Annotated in this window: 1 protein-coding gene; it reads left to right on the top strand. The window is 70.8% G+C overall.

Going from position 1 to position 18,113, the window contains the following annotated elements:
• Nucleotides 1-13: 13 nt before the first annotated feature.
• The gene (locus tag FHU34_RS20820; RefSeq protein WP_145783138.1) at nt 14-18,112 is read left to right on the top strand and encodes a type I polyketide synthase; all 18,099 of its coding nucleotides are present in this window, start codon (nt 14-16) and stop codon (nt 18,110-18,112) included.
• Nucleotide 18,113: the final 1 nt, after the last annotated feature.

Genomic DNA, 18,113 nt, shown 5'->3' with positions numbered 1-18,113 from the left:
GAGTGACGTTCTGATGGCCGACGAAGCCAAGCTCCTGGATTACCTCAAGCGCGCCACCAGCGACCTGCGCGACACCCGTCAGCGGTTGCGCGAGATGGAGGAGCGCGACCGCGAGCCGGTCGCGATCATCGGCATGGCCTGCCGCTACCCCGGCGGTGTGGAGACTCCCGAGGACCTGTGGCGCCTGGTCGCCGACGAGCGGGACGGCATCACCGAGTTCCCCGTCGACCGCGGGTGGGACCTGGAGTCGCTCTACCACCCCGACCCCGACCACCCCGGGACGTCGTACACCCACGAGGGTGGCTTCCTGCACGAGGCGGGCCGGTTCGACCCGGCCTTCTTCGGCATCTCACCCCGCGAGGCGATCGCCATGGACCCGCAGCAGCGCCTGCTGCTGGAGACGTCCTGGGAGACCTTCGAGCGGGCCGGAATCGACCCGACCCGGTTGCGGGGCAGCCGTACCGGGGTGTTCGCCGGCGTCATGTACCACGACTACGCGGTCAACCTGACCAGCATCCCGGACGACGTCGCCGGCTACCTGGGCACCGGGAACTCCGGCAGCGTCGCCTCCGGGCGGGTCGCGTACACCCTGGGGTTGGAGGGGCCGGCGGTCACCGTGGACACCGCCTGCTCGTCGTCGCTCGTCGCCCTGCACCTGGCCGTCCAGTCGCTGCGCCAGGGTGAATGCTCCCTCGCCCTGGCCGGTGGCGTCGCCGTGATGGCCACCCCTGTCGTCTTCGTCGACTTCAGCAAGCAGCGAGGACTCTCCACCGACGGGCGGTGCAAGTCGTTCGCCGCCGCCGCCGACGGCACCGGTTGGGCCGAGGGCGCCGGCATGCTGCTCCTGGAACGGCTCTCCGACGCGGTCCGCAACGGTCACCGCGTCCTCGGCGTCGTGCGCGGCACCGCTGTCAACCAGGACGGTGCCAGCAGCGCCCTCACCGCCCCGAACGGCCCGGCCCAGCAACGGGTCATCCGCAGCGCCCTGGCCAACGCCCGGGTGCCCGCCGAGCACGTCGACCTCGTCGAGGCGCACGGCACCGGCACCACACTGGGCGACCCGATCGAGGCCCAGGCGCTGCTGGCCACGTACGGCCAGGACCGGTCCGCCGACCAGCCACTGTGGCTGGGGTCGATCAAGTCGAACATCGGGCACACCCAGGCGGCAGCCGGAGTCGCCGGGATCATCAAGATGCTGATGGCGATGCGGCACCGCACCATGCCGCGAACGCTGCACGTGGACGAGCCGACGCCGCAGGTGGACTGGTCGGCGGGCGCTGTGGAACTGCTCACCGCGGCCCGGCCGTGGCCGGACGCCGAGGACCGGCCGCGCCGCGCCGGCGTGTCGTCGTTCGGGGTCTCCGGGACGAACGCGCACGTCATCATCGAGGAACCACCGGCCGCCGAGGAGCCGCCCCGCAGCGAGACCGTGGTGCCCGTCCCAGTGCCGTGGGTGCTCTCCGCCCGGTCGGCGGAGGCGTTGCGCGGGCAGGCCGCCCGGCTGATTGCGGTGGACGCCGACCCGGTGGACGTCGGGTTCTCGTTGGTGTCGTCGCGGTCGACACACGCGCATCGGGCGGTCGTGTTCGGGCGCGACGAGCTGGCGGCGGTCGCTGCCGGTGAGCCCGGCCCGGTCGTCGGGTCGGTGGTACGCGGCAAGACGGCGTTCGTGTTCTCCGGTCAGGGTTCGCAACGACCGGGCATGGGCCTGGCCCTTTACGACACGTTCCCGGTGTACGCGGAGGCGTTCGACGCGGTCTGCGCCGAGCTGGACCGGCACCTGGACCGGCCGATCCGCGAGGTGATCGCCGAGGGTGACGACCTGGATCAGACGGTCTACACGCAGGCGGCGTTGTTCGCCGTCGAGGTTGCCCTGTTCCGCCTGGTGGAGTCGTTCGGTGTCACCCCGGATTACCTGGTCGGGCACTCGATCGGGGAGATCGCCGCCGCGCACGTCGCGGGGGTGCTGTCCCTGCCTGATGCGGCGACGCTGGTCACCGCCCGGGGCCGGTTGATGCAGGCATTGCCGACCGGCGGTGTCATGGTGGCCGTGCGGGCCACCGAGGCCGAGGTGTTGCCGTTGCTGACCGACGGGGTGTCCGTCGCTGCGATCAACGGACCCCGGTCGGTGGTGCTCTCCGGTGTGGCCGACGAGGTGATGGCGGTGGCGGCGCACTTCGAGAAGTCGAAGCGGTTGCGGGTCAGTCACGCGTTCCATTCGGTGTTGATGGAGCCGATGCTTACCGAGTTCGCCTCGGTGGCGGCTGCGCTGACCTACGAGTCGCCGCGTATTCCGATCGTGTCGAACGTGAGCGGGCAGGTCGCGTCGACACAGGATGCCGCCTACTGGGTGCGGCACGTCCGTGAGGCGGTGCGCTTCGCTGACGGGATCACCACACTGGAAGCCCTGGGTGTCAGCACATTCGTGGAGATCGGCCCGGACGGGGTGCTGTCGGCCATGGGTGCGGACTGCGTCAGCGACGCGGTGTTCGTACCCGTGCAACGCTCTGACCGGGACCAACCTGCCACGCTGCTGGCCGCCCTCGCGCAGGCTTTCGTGCGCGGTGTCGCTGTCGACTGGACGCCCTGCCTGACCGGCGGGCGTCTCGTCGACCTGCCCACCTACGCCTTCCAACGGCAGCAGTACTGGCTCACCTCGCCGCCCGCCGAGCGGACCGAGACGGCCGGCGACCCGGCCGACGGGCACTTCTGGTCGGCGATCGAGCGCCAGGACACGGCCTTCCTCGCGGAAACCCTCGGCCTCGGCTCGGACGAGGACCGCGAAACCCTGGAAGCGCTGTTGCCGGCGTTCTCCGCGTGGCGGCGGCGCCGGCACACCCACGCGGTGCTCGACACCCTGCGCTACCGGATCGGCTGGGAGCCGTCGACCGGCACACACCACACCCCGGCGGCCGGCCGGTGGATCGTCCTGACCAGCGCCGACGTCGGCGACACCACGGCGCTCCTGTCCGCACTCGGCGACGCCACAGTGCTCACCGTGACCCCCGAGCGCACCGCTCTCGCCGAACGACTACGCACCGCCGGCCCCATCGACGGCATCCTGTCCCTGCTCGCCCTGGACCCCGCGCTCGACCCGGCGGCGACCCTCCTGACCGTCGCGCAGGCCTGCGCCGACGCGGGCCTGGAAGCACCACTGTGGGCCGCCACCCGGGGCGCCGTCGCCACCGGCCGCGCGGACCGCCTCGACGCGCCCCGCCAGGCCCTCGCCTGGGGCCTCGGTCGGGTCCTCGGCCTGGAACGCCCCCACCTCTGGGGTGGCCTCGTCGACCTGCCGGAGAAGCTGGACCAGCGTGCCGCCGACCGGGTCGTCGCCGCGCTGCACGGCAGCGGCGAGGACGAGATCGCGGTACGCGGATCCGGCACCTACGTACGTCGGTTGCTGCGACACCCGCACACCGAGGCCGCGCCCCGCGACGCGTGGCTGCCGCGCGGCACCGTGCTGATCACCGGCGGAACCGGTGGCCTCGGCGCTCGGGTGGCGAGTTGGGTCGCCGTCCGCGGAGCCGAACACGTGGTCCTGGTCAGCCGTCGCGGTCTCCACGCGCCCGACGCCGACGTGGTGGCCGCCGAGGTGCGACGCCACGGGGCCCGGGTGACAGTCAGCGCCTGCGACGTCGCCGACCCGGACGAGGTGAACCGGCTCGTCCAGCAACTACGGGAGGCCGGCGAGCGGATCGACACCGTCGTGCACGCCGCCGGCGTCGACCACCACACCGACCTGGACACCGCCACCGCCGCCGACCTCGACGCCGTCCTGGCCGCCAAGGTCGCCGGCGCGATCAACCTGGACGCCGCGCTCGGCGACGAGCCCAGCACCTTCGTCCTGTTCTCCTCCATCTCCGGTGTCTGGGGCAGCGGCGGGCAGGCCGCGTACTCGGCCGGCAACGCCTTCCTCGACGCGTTCGCCGAATGGCGCCGCTCCCGTGGTCTCGCGGCCACAGCGATCGCCTGGGGCGTCTGGGCCGGCGGGGGCATGGCCGACGACCCGGAGATCACCGAGCAGCTGCGCAAGCGTGGCCTGCTCACCGTCGACCCGGAACTCGCCCTCTCCGGTCTCCAGTCGGTCCTCGACCGCGACGAGACCAGCGTGACCATCGCCGACGTCGACTGGGACCGCTTCCTTCCGATGTACGCGTCCGCCCGCGTCCGTCCGCTGGTCAGCGCGCTGCCCGACCACATTCGCCTACAGGTCACCGACTCGACGCCGGCCGCGCCCGCCGCCGGCCGGTACGCCGCGATGAGCGCCGAGGAGCGGTCCCGCGAACTGCTCGACCTGGTGGTCACCAGTGCGGCTGCCGTCCTCGGGCACACCGGCGCCGGTCTGATCGACGCCGACCAACCGTTCAAGGAACTCGGCTTCGATTCGTTGACTGCGGTGGAGTTGCGTAATCGGTTGAATGTGGTGACGGGTTTGCAGCTGCCGTCGAGTGTTGTTTTTGATTATCCGTCGGCGGGTGTGTTGGCGGGTTATCTGGGGTCGTTGTTGGGTGGTGACTCCGGTGTTTCGGAGGTGGTGTCGTCGTCGGTTGTGGCGGATGAGCCGGTGGCGATTGTGGGTATGGCGTGTCGTTTTCCGGGTGGTGTGGGGTCGCCGGATGAGTTGTGGGATTTTGTGGTGTCGGGTGGGGATGGGGTGGTGGAGTTTCCGTCGGATCGGGGTTGGGATTTGGCGGGTTTGGTGGGTGATGGGGAGTCGTTTGGGACGTCGTATGTTTCTGCTGGTGGGTTTTTGGGTGGTGTTGCGGGTTTTGATGCGTCGTTTTTCGGGGTGTCGCCTCGGGAGGCGTTGGCGATGGATCCGCAGCAGCGGTTGTTGTTGGAGGTGTCGTGGGAGGCGTTGGAGTCGGCGGGGGTTGATCCGCTGGGGTTGCGGGGTTCTCCGGTTGGTGTTTTTACGGGGACGAATGGTCAGGATTATTCGACGTTGTTGTTGGCGGTGCCGCGGGAGGCTGATGGTTTCTTGGGGACTGGTAACGCGGCGAGTGTGTTGTCGGGTCGGGTTTCTTATGTGTTAGGTGTGGAGGGGCCTGCGGTCACTGTGGATACGGCGTGTTCGTCGTCGTTGGTGGCGTTGCATTTGGCGGTGCAGGCGTTGCGGTCTGGTGAGTGTGGTTTGGCGTTGGCTGGTGGTGTGACGGTGATGTCGACGCCGGGGACGTTCATTGAGTTTTCGCGGCAGCGGGGGTTGGCCGGTGATGGTCGGTGTAAGGCTTTCGCGGCGGGGGCGGATGGCACGGCGTGGGGTGAGGGTGTCGGTGTTCTGGTGGTGGAGCGTTTGTCGGATGCGGTGGCCAATGGGCATCGCGTGTTGGCGGTGGTGCGGGGTAGTGCGGTCAATCAGGATGGTGCGTCGAATGGTTTGACGGCGCCGAATGGTCCGTCGCAGCAGCGGGTGATCCGCGCGGCGCTCGCGGCCGCTGATCTGTCGACCTCCGACGTCGATGTCGTTGAGGCGCATGGCACCGGCACCAAGTTGGGTGATCCGATCGAGGCGCAGGCGTTGTTGGCCACGTATGGGCAGGACCGCCCGGGTGGTGAGCCGTTGTGGTTGGGGTCGGTGAAGTCGAACATCGGTCACACCCAGGCCGCCGCGGGTGTCGCCGGTGTGATCAAGATGGTCCAGGCGTTGAAGCACGGGGTGTTGCCCGCGACGTTGCACGTGGACGAACCGACCCCGCAGGTCGACTGGACCACCGGTGACGTGCGGTTGTTGACCGAACCCCGCCCGTGGGAGCCGCAGACCGGCCGAGTCCGCCGTGCGGGTGTGTCGTCGTTCGGGTTCTCCGGCACGAATGCCCACCTGATCCTGGAAGAACCCCCGGCCGTCGAACCTGTCGAGCAGCCGGCTGCGCCGCACGTGGTTGTGCCGTGGCTGATCTCCGCGCGCAGCGACGACGCCCTGCGCGCACAGGCCACCCGACTCGCCGACCACCTCGACGAGCGGCCCGACGCCGACCCGGCAGACGTCGGCCGTTCGCTGGCCGCTCGCGCCACCCTCGCCCACCGGGCCGTCGTCCTCGGTACGGATCGGCAGGCCGCGCTGACTGCCCTCGCCGGCGGGACGACGGGCCCCGGCCTGGTCACCGGCACTGCACAGGGCGGGCGTACCGCCTTCGTCTTCTCTGGCCAGGGCTCGCAACGGCACGGCATGGGCTTGGACCTCTACGTCAGGTTCCCCGTGTACGCGGAGGCGTTCGACGCGGTCTGCGCCGAGCTGGACCGTCATCTCGACCGGCCGATCCGGGACGTGATCGCGGACGACGCGAAAGCCCTGGACCAGACGGTCTACACGCAGGCCGCGTTGTTCGCCGTCGAGGTGGCGTTGTTCCGCCTTGTCGAGTCGTTCGGGGTCAGGCCGCATTTCCTGGTGGGGCACTCGATCGGCGAGATCGCCGCCGCGCACGTCGCCGGGGTCATGTCGCTGGCCGACGCGGCGACGCTTGTCAGCGCCCGAGGTCGATTGATGCAGGCGCTTCCGGCCGGTGGGGTCATGGTCGCGGTACGAGCCACCGAGGCGGAGGTGCTGCCGCTGCTGACCGACGGGGTCTCCGTCGCCGCGATCAACGGCCCGCGTTCCGTGGTGCTGTCCGGTGTTGCCGACGAGGTCGCAGCGGTGGCAGCGGCCTTCAAGAAGTCGAAGCGGCTACGGGTCAGCCACGCCTTCCACTCGGTGTTGATGGAGCCCATGCTGGCCGAGTTCGCCGAGGTCGCGGAATCCCTCGCCTACGAGTCACCGCGCATCCCCGTGGTGTCCAACCTGACCGGGCAGGTCGCCGAGACCCAGGACGCCGCGTACTGGGTGCGGCACATCCGGGAAGCGGTCCGCTTCGCCGACGGCATCACCACACTGGAAGACTTCGGTGTCAGCACGTTCGTGGAGATCGGCCCCGACGGGGTGCTGTCGGCCATGGGCGCGGACTGTGTGAGCGACGCGGTGTTCGTACCCGTGCAACGCTCTGACCGCGACCAGGCAGCCACCTTGCTGACCGCCCTCGCGCAGGCCTTCGTGCGCGGCGTCGCTGTCGACTGGACGTCGTGCCTGAGCGGCGGGCGGCTGATCGACCTGCCGACCTACGCCTTCCAGCACGAGCGTTACTGGCCGAGCGTTCCGGAGCCGGTCACCGCGACCGCCGCCGGCGAACCGGCCGACGCCGAGTTCTGGGCCGCTGTCGAGGACGGCGACCTGGCGCGATTGGGTATCACTGCGGACAGCGCCGGTGACCTGCTGCCGGCGCTGGCCGAATGGCGTCGCAAGCGTCAGGACGCCGACGTCGTCGACGGCTGGCGCTACCGGACCACCTGGCGTCCGGTCACCGGCGACGCCTCCGACACCCTCGACGGCCGCTGGCTGGTCGTCGGCGCCGACCCCACCGACGAGAACCTCGTCGGCTTCCTCGCGAGCACACTCGCCGAGGCCGGCGCCGACGTGCTCCACGCCCACGACGCGACCGACCTGACCGACCTCTCCGCACCGATCGCGGGCATCGTCGCCGTGGCCGACGCTGGAGCCGACCTGCTCGCCCTGGTCCAGCAGTTCGCCGGCACGGACGTGACCGCCCCGCTGTGGGTGGTGACGGCGGGTGGGGTGTCGGTCGGGCGTGGCGACGTCGTTTCCCCAGCGGTGTCGGCGGTGTGGGGTCTGGGTCGGGTGGTCGGTCTGGAGTTGCCGCACCTGTGGGGTGGTCTGGTCGATGTTCCGGCTGTCTGGGATGCGCGGGTGGGCGCCCGGTTGGTGCGGGTGTTGGCCGGTGGGTTCGGTGCCGAGGACCAGGTCGCGGTGCGGTCGTCGGGTGTGTATGTGCGGCGGTTGACGCGTTCGACGGCGGTGGCTGGCGAGCAGCCGGGTTGGTCGCCGTCGGGAACGGTCCTGGTGACCGGTGGCACCGGTTCGTTGGGTGGCCGGGTCGCGGTGTGGGCGGCCGAGCGTGGTGCCAAGCATCTGGTGCTGGTGTCGCGGCGAGGCCCGCACGCCGCAGGAGCTGCCGATGTGGTCGCTGCGGTCGAGGCCGCCGGCGCTCGGGTGACGGTCGCGGCCTGCGACATGGGTGATCGGGATGCGGTTCGAGCCCTGCTCGACGGACTCGACACTCCGGTCCGGGCCGTGGTGCACGCCGCCGGCGTGGAGCGCTCCGCGTTGCTGACCGAGACCACCCCCGAATTGTGGGACGAGGTGGTGTCCGGCAAGACCGCAGGTGCGGTGCACCTGGACGAGTTGTTGGGTGATGACCTGGATGCGTTCGTGGTGTTCTCGTCGATCTCCGGGGTGTGGGGCAGTGGTGGTCAGGGTGCGTACGCGGCGGCGAATGCGTTCGTGGACGGGTTGATCGCGGCGCGGCGGGTGCGGGGTGTGGTGGGTACGGCGTTGTCGTGGGGTCCGTGGGCTGGTGGTGGCATGGTGTCGGCGGCTGGTGATGACGGGGGGTTGCGTCGTCGGGGGTTGCCTCCGATGTCGGCGGAGTTGGCGATGGCGGCTTTCGCTCAGGTGGTGGAGTCGGGGGAGCGGGCGGTCACTGTCGCGGATGTGGACTGGGATCGTTTTGGTGCGTCGTTCACGTCGGCGCGGTCGCGTCCGTTGTTGGACGAGGTGTACGCCCCGGTCGAGCAGACGGCCGCGTCGAGCAGCTTCCTGGACGGGTTGAGCCCGGCCGAGCGGTCGAGGCGTCTGTTGGACGTGGTGCGCACCGAGGCGGTAGCGGTGCTCGGGTTGGGCAGCGTCGCCGACATCGGCGTCGACCGGCCCTTCCGCGAACTCGGCTTCGACTCCCTGACCGCAGTCGAACTACGCAACCGACTGGTTGCCACGACGGGTCTGCAACTGCCCTCCAGCATCGTTTTTGATTATCCGTCGGCGGGTGTGTTGGCGGGTTATCTGGGGTCGTTGTTGGGTGGTGACTCCGGTGTTTCGGAGGTGGTGTCGTCGTCGGTTGTGGCGGATGAGCCGGTGGCGATTGTGGGTATGGCGTGTCGTTTTCCGGGTGGTGTGGGGTCGCCGGATGAGTTGTGGGATTTTGTGGTGTCGGGTGGGGATGGGGTGGTGGAGTTTCCGTCGGATCGGGGTTGGGATTTGGCGGGTTTGGTGGGTGATGGGGAGTCGTTTGGGACGTCGTATGTTTCTGCTGGTGGGTTTTTGGGTGGTGTTGCGGGTTTTGATGCGTCGTTTTTCGGGGTGTCGCCTCGGGAGGCGTTGGCGATGGATCCGCAGCAGCGGTTGTTGTTGGAGGTGTCGTGGGAGGCGTTGGAGTCGGCGGGGGTTGATCCGCTGGGGTTGCGGGGTTCTCCGGTTGGTGTTTTCACGGGGACGAATGGTCAGGATTATTCGACGTTGTTGTTGGCGGTGCCGCGGGAGGCTGATGGTTTCTTGGGGACTGGTAACGCGGCGAGTGTGTTGTCGGGTCGGGTTTCTTATGTGTTAGGTGTGGAGGGGCCTGCGGTCACTGTGGATACGGCGTGTTCGTCGTCGTTGGTGGCGTTGCATTTGGCGGTGCAGGCGTTGCGGTCTGGTGAGTGTGGTTTGGCGTTGGCTGGTGGTGTGACGGTGATGTCGACGCCGGGGACGTTCATTGAGTTTTCGCGGCAGCGGGGGTTGGCCGGTGATGGTCGGTGTAAGGCTTTCGCGGCGGGGGCGGATGGCACGGCGTGGGGTGAGGGTGTCGGTGTTCTGGTGGTGGAGCGTTTGTCGGATGCGGTGGCCAATGGGCATCGCGTGTTGGCGGTGGTGCGGGGTAGTGCGGTCAATCAGGATGGTGCGTCGAATGGTTTGACGGCGCCGAATGGTCCGTCGCAGCAGCGGGTGATCCGGGCGGCGCTCGCGGCCGCTGATCTGTCGACCTCCGACGTCGATGTGGTTGAGGCGCATGGCACCGGCACCAAGTTGGGTGATCCGATCGAGGCGCAGGCGTTGTTGGCCACGTATGGGCAGGACCGCCCGGGTGGTGAGCCGTTGTGGTTGGGGTCGGTGAAGTCGAACATCGGTCACACCCAGGCCGCCGCCGGTGTCGCCGGTGTGATCAAGATGGTCCAGGCGTTGAAGCACGGGGTGCTTCCGGCGACGTTGCACGTGGACGAGCCGACCCCGCAGGTCGACTGGACCACCGGTGACGTGCGGTTGTTGACCGAACCCCGCCCGTGGGAGCCGCAGACCGGCCGAGTCCGCCGTGCGGGTGTGTCGTCGTTCGGGTTCTCCGGCACCAATGCCCACCTCATCCTGGAAGAACCCCCGGCCGTCGAACCCGTCGAGCAGCCGGCCGCCGCGCCGCACGAGGTGGTGCCGTGGCTGATCTCCGCGCGCAGCGACGACGCCCTGCGCGCACAGGCCACCCGACTCACCGACCACCTCGACCAACACCCCACCGCCACGATCGACGTCGGGCACACCCTCGCCGCGCACCGCGCCGCCCTGCCGTACCGGGCGGTGTCGATCGGCGCCGACCACCGCGACGCCCTCGACGCGCTCGCGGCCGGGACCGCCTCGGCCGGTCTGGTCGTCGGTGAGGTCTCCGACGGCAAGCTCGCGTTCGTCTTCTCCGGCCAGGGATCACAGCGCCCGGGCATGGGCCTGGAACTGGCCGAGACGTACCCGGTCTTCGCCGACGCGTTCGACGCGGCCTGCGCCGAACTCGACGTCCACCTGGACCGCCCACTGCGTGACGTGATCACCGACGACACCGACCTCGACCAGACCCTCTACACCCAGACGGCGTTGTTCGCCTACGAGGTCGCGCTCCACCGCCTGGTCGAGTCGTTCGGCGTCACCCCGGACTACCTGGTCGGGCACTCGATCGGTGAGATCGCCGCCGCACACGTCGCCGGGGTCCTGTCCCTGGCCGACGCGGCAACGCTGGTCGCGGCCCGGGGCCGCCTGATGCAGGAGCTGCCGCCCGGCGGCGTCATGGTCGCCGTACGGGCCACCGAAGCCGAGGTACGGCCACTGCTGACCGAGGGCGTGGACATCGCCGCGATCAACGGGCCGCGCTCGATCGTGCTGTCCGGTGCCGCCGACGCGGTGGCAGCCGTCGCCGCCCACTTCGAGAAGTCCAAGCGACTGCGGGTCAGCCACGCGTTCCACTCGTCGCTGATGGAGCCGATGCTCGACGCGTTCGCCCGAGTGGCCGGCGGGCTGAGCTACCACCCGCCGCGCATCCCGATCGTCTCGAACATCACCGGACAGGTCGCGTCGACACAGGATGCCGCCTACTGGGTGCGGCACGTCCGCGAGGCGGTGCGCTTCGCCGACGGGATCGCCGCCCTGGAAGGCCTCGGTGTCAGCACCTTCGTGGAGATCGGCCCCGACGGGGTCCTCTCCGCCATGGGCGCGGACTGCGTGACCGGGGCGGCGCTCGTCCCCCTGCAACGGGCAACCCCCGACCAGGTGTCGACCTTCCTCACCGGCCTGGCCCGAGCCTTCGTCCGCGGTGTGCCGGTGGACTGGACACAGTGCTACCCCGGTGGAAGCCTCGTCGACCTGCCCACCTACGCCTTCCGGCACCGTGACTACTGGCCGAGCGCCACGCTGGCCGACGTCTTCGCCGGGGTCGACGGCGGAACAACCGGTGCCACAGTGCCCGACGCCGACTTCTGGGCCGCCATCGAGGACGGAGACCTGGACCGCCTCGGCATCGCCGCTGACAACGCCGGCGACCTACTCCCCGCTCTGGCCCAGTGGCACCGCAAGCGCCAGGACGCCCAACTCGTCGACGACCGGCGCTACCGCGTCGAGTGGCGCTCGGCGACCGGAGACGCCGTGACGGAGTTGACCGGCCCCTGGCTGGTCGTCGGCCCCACCGGCGTCGGCACCGGCATCGCCACCACACTGGCCGACGCCGGAGCGGACGTCATCCGCGTCGAACTGGCCCCGACCGCCGACCGCGCGGTCCTCGCCGCCGTCCTCGCCGACCTGCCGGAAGACGTGAGCGGTGTCGTCTCGCTCTTCGCCCTGGACACCGAGCTCACCGACCCCGCCCGACCCACCCTCGCCCTGGTGCAGGAGCTCGTACGGGCCGACGTGACCGCTCCGCTGTGGGTGGTGACGGCCGGTGGGGTGTCGGTCGGGCGTGCGGACGTCGTCTCGCCAGCGGTGTCGGCCGTGTGGGGTCTGGGTCGAGTGATCGGCCTGGAAATGCCGCACCTGTGGGGTGGTCTGGTTGATGTTCCGTCCGCCTGGGATGCGCGGGTGGGCGCCCGGTTGGTGCGGGTGTTGGCTGGTGGGTTCGGTGCCGAGGACCAGGTCGCGGTGCGGTCGTCGGGTGCGTACGTGCGGCGGTTGACGCGTTCGACGGCGGTGGCTGGTGAGCAGCCGGGTTGGTCGCCGTCGGGAACGGTCCTGGTGACCGGTGGTACCGGTTCGTTGGGTGGCCGGGTCGCGGTCTGGGCGGCCGAGCGTGGCGCCGAGCACCTGGTGCTGGTGTCGCGGCGAGGCCCACAGGCCGAGGGTGCCGCCGACATCGTGGCCGCCGTCGAGGCAGCCGGCGCCCGGGTGACGGTCGTCGCCTGCGACATGGCGGACCGGGACGCGGTCAGCGCAATGGTGCACAGCCTGGACGCTCCAGTACGAGCCGTCGTGCACGCCGCCGGTGTGGAGCGGACGTCAGTGTTGACCGACCTCACTCCGGAGATCTGGGACGAGGTGGTGTCCGGCAAGACCGCAGGTGCGGTGCACCTGGACGAGTTGTTGGGCGATGACCTGGATGCGTTCGTGGTGTTCTCGTCGATCTCCGGAGTGTGGGGCAGTGGTGGGCAGGGTGCGTACGCCGCGGCGAATGCGTTCCTGGACGGGTTGATCGCGGCGCGGCGGGTGCGGGGTGTGGTGGGTACGGCGTTGTCGTGGGGTCCGTGGGCCGGTGGTGGCATGGTCACTGCGGCTGGTGACGACGGGCCGTTGCGGCGTCGGGGGTTGCCTCCGATGTCGGCGCAGGTGGCGATGGCGGCGTTCGCCCAGGTGGTGGAGTCGGGGGAGCGGGCGGTCACCGTCGCGGATGTGGACTGGGACCGGTTCGGTGCGTCGTTCACCTCAGCGCGGTCGCGTCCGTTGTTGGACGAGGTGTATACCCCGGTTGCGCAGACGAGTGTGCAGAGCACCTTCCTCGACGGGCTCGGCGCCACCGAACGCGCGAAGCGTCTGTTGGACGTGGTGCGCACCGAGGCGGTGGCGGTGCTCGGGTTGGGCAGCGTCGCCGACATCGGCGTCGACCGCCCCTTCCGCGAACTCGGCTTCGACTCCCTGACCGCAGTCGAACTACGCAACCGACTGGTCACCACGACGGGTCTGCAATTGCCCTCCAGCATCGTCTTCGACTACCCGAGCGCCGCGACCCTCGCTGGTCACCTGCACGCACTGCTCGGCGCCGACGACAGCGCCACCCCGCAGACCCGGGTGACGACCACCACGTCCGAGCCGATCGCCATCGTCGGCATGGCCTGCCGCTACCCCGGCGGGGTCAGCTCGCCGGAGGACCTGTGGCGACTGGTCGAGACCGGCACCGACGCCGTCTCGGCGCTGCCCGACGACCGTGGCTGGGACCTCGACGCCCTCTACGACGCCGACCCCGACGCGCGCGGCACCTCGTACGCCGCAGCCGGCGGCTTCCTCGACGGCGTCGCCGACTTCGACGCCCGGTTCTTCGGCATCTCGCCCCGCGAGGCGCTCGCCATGGACCCGCAGCAACGCCTGCTGCTGGAGACGTCCTGGGAGGCGGTGGAACGCGCCGGCATCGACCCGACCGCACTGCGCGGCACCCACACCGGTGTCTTCACCGGCACCAACAGCCACGACTACCCGACGCTGCTGATGGCGGCGCCGGACGCGGTGGAGGGCTACCTGGCCACCGGCAACGCCGCCAGCGTCATCTCCGGTCGGGTGTCCTACGCGCTGGGTCTGGAAGGGCCGTCCGTCTCGGTGGACACCGCCTGCTCGTCGTCGCTCGTCGCGCTGCACCTCGCCGCCCAGGCACTGCGGTCCGGCGAGTGCGACCTCGCCCTGGCCGGTGGGGCGATCGTGATGGCCACGCCCGGCACGTTCACCGAGTTCTCCCGCCAGCGTGGCCTGGCCGCCGACGGCCGGTGCAAGTCGTTCGCCGCCGCCGCCGACGGCACCGGTTGGGCCGAGGGCGTCGGCGTCCTGCTGGTGGAGCGGCTCTCCGACGCCCGACGCAACGGTCACCAGGTCCTCGCCCTGGTCCGCGGCAGTGCCATCAACCAGGACGGCGCCTCCAACGGCCTGACCGCCCCGAACGGGCCCGCCCAACAGCGGGTGATCCGGGCGGCGCTCGCTGCCGCCGATCTCACGACCGCCGACGTCGACACCGTCGAGGCGCACGGCACCGGCACCAAGCTGGGCGACCCGATCGAGGCGCAGGCGCTGCTCGCCACCTACGGTCAGGACCGCCCCGCCGACCAGCCGCTCTGGCTGGGGTCGATCAAGTCGAACATCGGCCACTCGCAGGCCGCCGCCGGCGTCGCCGGGATCATCAAGATGGTCGAGGCCATGCGCCACGAGACCCTGCCCCGGACCCTGCACGTCGACGAGCCGACCCCGCACGTGGACTGGTCTGCCGGCGCTGTCGCACTTCTCACCGAACCCCGACCGTGGCCGGCCGGCGACCGCCCGCGCCGAGCCGCCATCTCCTCGTTCGGCATGTCCGGCACCAACGCCCACGTGATTATCGAGGAGCCGCCGGCCGTAGCCGACGGTGACGAGCCGGCGCTGCGCCGACCGCAGACCGGCATCGTGCCCTGGACGCTCTCCGCGCGTGGCCCCGCCGCGCTGCGCGACCAGGCCGCCCGCCTGCTGACCTGGGTCTCCGGCGAGGACGCCCCGGACGCGGTCGACGTCGGGCATTCGCTTGTCACCACCCGTGCCGCGCTGACCGAACGCCTTGTGGTGCTCGGCCCCCAGCACGCCGACGCCCTGGCGGCGGCAGCCGCCGGTCAGCCGGCGGCCGGTCTGGTGACCGGCGAGACCTCCGACGGCAAGCTCGCGTTCGTCTTCTCCGGCCAGGGTTCGCAACGACCGGGCATGGGCCTGGCACTGGCCGAGGCCTTCCCGGTGTACGCGGAGGCGTTCGACGCGGCCTGCGCCGAGCTCGACCGGCACCTCGATCGGCCGATCCGCGAGGTCATCGCTGACGGAACCGACCTGGACCAGACGGTCTACACCCAGTCGGCGTTGTTCGCCGTCGAGGTCGCGTTGTTCCGCCTAGTCGAGTCGTTCGGCGTCACCCCGGACTACCTGGTGGGACATTCGATCGGTGAGATCGCCGCCGCGCACGTCGCGGGGGTGCTGTCCCTTCCGGACGCGGCGAAGCTGGTCACCGCCCGGGGTCGCCTCATGCAGTCCCTCCCGACCGGCGGCGTCATGGTCGCCGTGCGGGCCACCGAGGCGGAGGTGTTGCCGCTGCTGACCGACGGGGTGTCGGTTGCGGCCGTCAACGGTCCGCGTTCGGTGGTGCTGTCCGGTGCCGCCGACGAGGTGACGGCGGTGGCGGCGCACTTCGAGAAGTCGAAGCGGCTGCGGGTCAGTCACGCGTTCCACTCGGTGCTGATGGAGCCGATGCTGGCCGAGTTCGCCCAGGTCGCGGCAACCCTCACCTACGACACGCCGCGCATCCCGATCGTGTCGAACGTGACCGGGCAGGTCGCCGAAGCACCTGACGCCGCGTACTGGGTGCGGCACGTGCGCGAGGCGGTCCGCTTCGCCGACGGCATCACCACACTGGAAGGCCTCGGTGTCAGCACGTTCGTGGAGATCGGCCCCGACGGGGTCCTCTCCGCGATGGGCGCCGACTGCGCCGCTGACGCGGTGTTCGTACCCCTGCAACGCTCTGACCGGGACCAACCGACCACGCTGCTCACCGCCCTCGCGCAGGCCTACGTGCGCGGCGTCGCTGTCGACTGGACGCCCTGCTACCCCGGCGCACGGCGCGTCGACCTGCCCACCTACTCCTTCCAGCACGAGCGGTACTGGCCGGACACCGTGCGGCCCGCCGCCACCGGCCCACAACCCGCCGACGTCCGCTTCTGGGACGCCGTCGAACGCGCCGACCTCGACCTGATCGCCGGCGACCTCGACAGCGCCGCCCGCGAGGTGCTCGACGCCGCCCTGCCGGTCCTCTCCACCTGGCGGCACCGGAGCAGGCAGCACGACACCCTCAGCACCTGGCGGTACCGGGTCACCTGGAAGCCGTTCCCGTCCGACCCGGCACCGGCCCTCACCGGCACCTGGCTGCTGGTGTCGCCCAGCGACGACACCCGATGGGTACAGACCGCGCTGGAGGAGCACGGCGCGAACGTCATCACCACGACAGTCGACGACACCACCACCGACCGTGGCGTGCTCACCGACCAGCTCTGGCAGATCGTCTCGGAGACCCCCGACCTGGCCGGTGTCGTCTCCCTCCAGGCCCTGCACGACAGCGACGGAGGTGACCCCGCGCTGTCGACGCTGCGCCTGCTACAGGCACTCGGCGACAGCGGCGGCGCGGGCGCACCGCTCTGGTGCCTCACCCGAGGCGCCGTCACCGTCGACCGGGACGACCCGCTGCGCCGGCCGTCCCAGGCGACCGTCTGGGGCTTCGGCCGGGCCGTCGCCCTCGACCACCCCCGACGCTGGGGCGGGCTCGTCGACCTGCCCGAACAGATCGACGAGCGCACCGCCGGTGACCTGGCCTCCGTGCTCGCCGCCGGCAACGAGGACCAGGTAGCCATCCGGCGTAACGGTCCGCACGGGCGTCGCCTCGTCCGCATCGCCACCGACACCGACGGCCCCTCCTGGCGGCCCGCCGGCACCGTCCTCATCACCGGCGGTACGGGTGGTCTCGGAGCGCACGTCGCCCGCTGGGCCGCCCGGTCCGGCGCGGAACACCTGGTCCTGACCAGCCGGCGCGGAACGGCCGCGCCCGGCGCCGCGGAGCTCTCCGCCGAACTGCAGAGCCTCGGCGCCCGGGTGACCATCGCGGCGGTCGACGTCACCGACCGGTCCGCAGTCGCCGACCTGCTCCTCGACGTACACGCCGGACCCACACCGCTGCGGGCCGTCGTGCACGCGGCCGGAGTCGACCACCCCACCCCGCTCGACGACTGCACCGCCGAAGACTTCGCGGCGGTCACCCGGGTGAAGGTGGACGGCGCAGCCCACCTCGACGACCTGCTCGCCGGCCACGACCTCGACGCGTTCGTGCTGTTCTCCTCGATCGCCGGAATCTGGGGCAGCGGCGGGCAGAGCGGTTACGCGGCCGCCAACGCCTACCTGGACGCGCTCGCCGAGCACCGGCGCGCTACCGGGCTCCCCGCCACCGCCGTCTCCTGGGGCCCCTGGTCCGGGGCGGGCATGGCGGACGACCCCGCCGTCGAGGAACGCCTACGCCGACGCGGTCTGCTGCCACTCGACCCGGAGGCGGCCATCGCGGCCCTGGCCCGGGCGGTCGCCGGGACCGACGCCACCACCACTGTCGCCGACGTCGACTGGGCGAAGTTCACCCCGGCGTACACCATGGCCCGCCGCAGCGGGCTGCTCGCCGACCTGCCGGAGGCCCGCGACGCGCTGGCGGGCGCGGAGGCCGACGGCCCGGCAAGCGGCACCGACACGGTGGCGGCGCTGCGCGACAAGCTCACCGCCCTGCCCGAACAGGACCGGGAAAAGCACCTGCTCGACCTGGTACGCACGGCCGCGGCGACGGTGCTCGGCCACTCCTCGGTCGACAGCATCCCGCCGACCCGGGCGTTCCGGGAACTCGGCTTCGACTCCCTCGCCGCGGTCGAGGTCCGCAACCACCTGAGCCGGGAGACCGGCCTCAAACTGCCCGCCACGCTGGTCTTCGACCGGCCCACCGCGACAGTGCTCGCGCGGTACCTCAAGAACGAGCTCCTGCCCGACACCGCGACGGTCCTGCCCACCGCTGCCGAACTCGACCGGCTCGAACTGGCGCTGACCAGCCGCGACGTCGACGACAGCGGACGGGCTCGCATCGTCCTGCGCCTGCAGAGCCTGCTGGCGAAGCTGAACACCGGCGGGGCCGACACCGACGGCGTCCCGGACGCCCTCGCCGACGCCTCCGACGACGAGTTGTTTGACCTGGTCGACAACGACCTCGGTCTGTAAC

The organism is Micromonospora taraxaci, from assembly GCF_007830095.1.
Classification (GTDB): domain Bacteria; phylum Actinomycetota; class Actinomycetes; order Mycobacteriales; family Micromonosporaceae; genus Micromonospora; species Micromonospora taraxaci.
The sequence above is the reverse complement of the archived record's forward strand: the minus strand, read 5'-3'. Positions and strand labels throughout refer to the sequence as shown.